General features: G+C 35.0%; 4 protein-coding genes. All 4 read right to left on the reverse strand.

Features of this window, described 5'->3' with window-relative positions; all coding sequences use genetic code 11:
- Nucleotides 1–677: triose-phosphate isomerase (tpiA, locus tag VJ881_09895; GenBank protein ID HKL76364.1), on the reverse strand; the 677-nt coding region annotated here is incomplete at its 3' end.
- A 60-nt stretch (nt 678–737) separates the two neighbouring features.
- A complete protein-coding gene (locus tag VJ881_09900) occupies nt 738–1,967 on the reverse strand; it encodes a phosphoglycerate kinase (GenBank protein ID HKL76365.1) in 1,230 nt (409 codons plus the stop codon).
- Between the two features lie 12 nt (nt 1,968–1,979).
- Complete coding sequence (gene gap / locus VJ881_09905; GenBank protein HKL76366.1) at nt 1,980–2,993, reverse strand: type I glyceraldehyde-3-phosphate dehydrogenase; 1,014 nt, start codon at nt 2,991–2,993, stop codon at nt 1,980–1,982.
- Between the two features lie 61 nt (nt 2,994–3,054).
- Nucleotides 3,055–4,077, reverse strand: coding sequence for a sugar-binding domain-containing protein (locus VJ881_09910; GenBank protein HKL76367.1), 1,023 nt, complete (start codon nt 4,075–4,077; stop codon nt 3,055–3,057).
- Nucleotides 4,078–4,137 lie beyond the last annotated feature (60 nt).

The raw sequence follows: 4,137 nt of genomic DNA on the forward strand, positions 1-4,137 counted from the left end.
TTTTCTTTTTCCATAAATTCATCAACATTATATGGTTTAACACTTCCACCATACTGAATCCTAAGTTCTTTAGCTGCTGCTGGGTATTTATCTGCAACAGTATCCCTGACAAAAGCTATCATTTCTTCAGCTTCTTCAGCAGAAGCAGATTCACCAGTTCCAATTGCCCAGATAGGCTCATAAGCTATAACTACATCTTTGACCTGATCTTTAGAAAGTCCCTTAAGAGCCTCAATAACCTGTAATTCAACCTTTTCTTTAGCCTTGTTTTCTTTTCTTTCTGTAAGAGATTCACCAACACAAATTATTGGTTTTAAATTATGTTTAAAAGCAGCTTTTACTTTTTTATTTACATTTTCATCAGTTTCTGCAAAATATTCTCTTCTCTCTGAATGTCCTAATATGACATAATCAAGATTTAATTCAGACAGCATTTGTGGTGAAGTTTCACCTGTAAAAGCACCACTTTCCTCCCAATGCATATTTTGAGCTCCTACTTTTATATTTGTACCATCTGCAATTTCTTTAACAGATACTAAATCTATAGCTGGAGGACAGACACCTATTTCTACATCTTCAACATCTTTTACTAAACCTTTTAAATTACTAACAAGTTCTTTAGCCTCATTTACAGTTTTATTCATTTTCCAATTTCCGCAAATAAAGGGTTTTCGCATAATATCCCTCCTATATAAAGGCCCCATCACAAGGATGGGGCTATTCTTTTATTTTTATTTTTATTCTAAATCTTCAATATCATCAATTTCTTCAAAATCAGTTGGTTCTACTTCATCCAAAGCATCAACCCCAGGAAGGTTCTTTCCTGCTAAAAAATCGAGTGATGCTCCTCCTCCAGTTGAAATATGAGTCATAGAATCTTCGAGTCCAGCTTTCTTGATAGCAGCTGCTGATTCACCACCACCAATGATAGTAACAGCATCTGCTTCAGCCAGAGCTTTGGCTAATTCATTAGTGCCTTTGGCAAATTCTTTCATTTCAAAAACACCAATTGGCCCATTCCAGCTTATGATTCTGGCTTTAGAGATAATTTCTTTAAATTTTTTAAGAGTTTTTGGACCTCCACTATCAAGTGATTGCCAGCCTGCTGGAATTTTATCAGCATCTACAACTTTATGAGTTGCATCTTCTTTAAATTCATCTGCCACAACTACATCAATGGGAAGAACTAATTCAACACCTTTTTCTTTAGCTTCTTCCATCAAATCTTGAGCCAACTCAACCATATCTTCTTCTACCAGAGAATCTCCCATATCATAGCCTTTAGCTAAAAGGAAAGTATTGGCTATTCCACCACCAACTAAAAGATAGTCTACTCTATTTAGGAGACTACGAATAGCTTCCATTTTATCAGAAATTTTTGCTCCACCCATAATTGCTACATAAGGGTGTTCTGGATTATCAGTTGCTTTAGATAATGCATTTAATTCCTGCTGCATCAAAAAACCTGCTCCTGCAGGAAGGAGTTTCGCTACACCAGTAGTAGATGCATGGGCTCTATGAGCAGCACCAAAAGCATCATTGACATATGCATCAGCTAATTTAGCTAATTTTTTAGCAAAATCTTCATCATTAGCCTTTTCTCCAGGATAAAAACGGGTGTTTTCTAAAACTAATACATCACCATCTTCCATATCTGCAATTGCATCTTCTACTTCAGGACCAATACAATCATCTACCTTGGAAACAGGTTTACCCAGTAAGTCAGCTAATTTTTCAGCCACTGGATCCATACGGAGAGATTCATCAACTTTTCCTCCAGGACGACCCAGATGGGACATCAAAATCACTTTTGCTTTTTCATTTATCAAATATTCAATGGTAGGAAGGGCAGCCTCTATGCGAGTATCATCGGCTACCTCTCCGTTTTTTAATGGAACATTAAAATCTACTCTAACCAGTGCTTTTTTATTTTTAAAATCCATGTCTTTTAACTTCTTTTTCATCAAACCACCTCCGGCTTATAGTCCTTGTTCTTTAAGCATTAGTGCTACATCAACTAATCTTGAGGAATAACCCCATTCATTGTCATACCAGGAAAGTATTTTTACCTGATTACCCTGAACTAAACGAGTGTGGTTTGAATCATAGATTGAAGAACGGGGATCTCCAATATAATCACGAGATACTTTTGGTTCATCACTATATCCTAAAATTCCTTCTAATTCACCCTCAGCTGCCTCTTTCATAGCATTATCAATATCTTCTTTTGTTACATCTTCATTAAGGTCTACAACTAAATCCACAATTGAACCAGTTGGTGTAGGTACTCTCATGGCCATACCATCAAGTTTTCCTTCTAATTCTGGAAGTACAGTAGTTACTGCTTTAGCTGCCCCTGTTGTAGTAGGAACAATATTTTCAGCAGCTGCTCTACCTCTGGTTATTTTCTTCCATTTATAAGGTCCATCAAGGATATTCTGACTTGTGGTATAAGAGTGAACAGTAGTCATTAATCCTTTTTCAATTCCAAATTTATCATTAAGTACTTTGGCTACAGGTGCTAAACAATTAGTTGTACAGGATGCATTTGAAATAATATCATGTTCTTTAGGATCATACTTATCATCATTAACTCCCATAACTAGAGTTAAATCTTCATTATCAGCTGGAGCAGAAATTATAACCTTTTTGGCCCCTGCTTCTATATGTTTTTTGGCATCTTTTCCATCTCTAAAAAGACCAGTTGATTCAATAACAACTTCTACATCATTTTCTTCCCAGGGAAGATCTGCTGGATCTTTTTCACTAAAGATCTTAACTTCTTTTCCGTCAACTATTAAACTATTATCAGTATAATCTACATCATACTCAAATGTTCCCTGACTACTATCATATTTTAAAAGATAGGCAAGAGTTTGAGGATCTACTAAATCGTTAACACCTACAAATTCAACCTCAGGATTATCAAATCCACTTCTAAAAACTGCACGACCTATTCTACCAAAACCATTAATACCAATTTTTACACTCACAATATCAACCTCCATTTTATTTTTGTTTTTATAAAAGCCAAAATTCTTTAGGCTTTATTAACTAAGCTAACTTTAAAATTTCTCGAGCTGCTTCTTCATCAGTAATAAGGATATCCTGATATTTCGGAGAAACAGCAGCAATTATAGCTTCTGCTTTTTCTCTACCGGCAGCTACAGCGATGACTGTGTCTATATCACTAAGATCTTCTAAACTCATTCCAACACTTGTAGTTGAATGAACAATTTCACCTTTCCTATTAAAATAATATCCAAATGATTCTCCAATAGCTCCTTTTTTAATTAATTCTTTTATTTTCTTTTCACTAACTTTTCTTCTTTCAGCCATCTTTCGGGCACTACCCACTCCATGAAGTAAAATATTTGCTTTTTTGAGATAATTCATAGTTCTTTTAATACTTGGTTCATTAAGGATATAGTCTATATTTTCCTCTTTTATATTATCTGGAATATGTAGTAGTTGATATTTGCCCCCAAGTTTTTTAGCAATTTTAGCTGCAATCGTATTAGCCTGTATTTCTACATCTTCACCAAGACCACCACGCCCGGGCACAACTACCAGCTCTCCATTACAACAGTCATGATATTGCATGACTTCTGCAACTTCTGCCAGAGTTGATCCTCCTGTTACAGCTAAGATGTCTCCACCTTTAATTATATCCTTTAAGAAGCGAGCTGTAAATCTCCCAATCTCTTTTTTTAAACTTTCATATCCTAAATTGCCGGGAACTACCAGGATTTCTTCCAATCCTAAAAATTTTTTTAATCTTTTTTCAAGACTGCTTATGTTTTTTATTTCTTTGATATAATTATCCAATTCTCTTAAAAAACTTTCTCCAACTGTAGTAAGGGAAGCACCTGCTCTTGTGATTTCTATCCAGGCTCTTGATCGTAAAAACTCTAGTTCATTTCTAACCTGTCTTTCACTTTCATCAATATTATTTGCTAAATTTCTCCTTCCAATAGGCTGATTATAATAGATATTTCTTAAAATGGTATAACGCAATTCTGCTTTTTTTATTAACTCAGGAACAATTTTTTCCTGAATCTTAAAAAGATGTTTCATAGTTTTTGCCTCCCGTGGGACAAAACTCAACATCATGGTACAACTTTGTCCCGATGAATC

The sequence above is a fragment of the Halanaerobiales bacterium genome, from assembly GCA_035270125.1.
Classification (GTDB): domain Bacteria; phylum Bacillota; class Halanaerobiia; order Halanaerobiales; family DATFIM01; genus DATFIM01.